Annotated in this window: 1 protein-coding gene; it reads right to left on the reverse strand. The window is 55.7% G+C overall.

Annotated elements, in window-relative coordinates; genetic code table 11:
- Positions 1 to 515 (reverse strand): contractile injection system protein, VgrG/Pvc8 family (locus AC2FAK_RS22975; RefSeq protein ID WP_485453334.1); only part of this gene is annotated, 515 nt, incomplete at both ends.

The raw sequence follows: 515 nt of genomic DNA on the forward strand, positions 1-515 counted from the left end.
TTCTGACCATGCTGTTCGTCCTTGAAACGTCCCGGATAATCAAAAATTTCGTACTGCGACAGCTGACCGTTCAGGTTGTCAGCTTCATGGGCATAGATACCCGGCCAGTCGGGAACCTTAAAGGTGTAGTCCTGGCTTTGTACTGAAGAGGGGCTGACGGTGGCTACATAGCGGAATGTGCTGACGCACTCGCTGGTCACTTCGGTGGTGGTATTCGGATTAAACGGGAGGGCGTCAGGCAGGGAGTACAGCCCGGCGACGTCATCGCACAGGGTCAGCGTCTGCTCCGGCCCGTCCGGGGAGTGTTTGTCAAAAAAGAAGATACCTTCCTCAGCCCAGAGTCGCGTCAGAAACGCGAGGTCGGATTCGCCGTACTGGACGCAGAATTCACGGGGCGGATGATTTTCATAAAACCAGGGCGTCCATCCGGTGACACCGTTTTCCGTGAGCAGGGTGGAGGAAATGGCCTGAATATCCTGCTGCTGAAAGATGCGGAAGTTCTGGCGCAGTCCGCA

Source organism: Enterobacter cloacae complex sp. 394F7 (assembly GCF_057320385.1).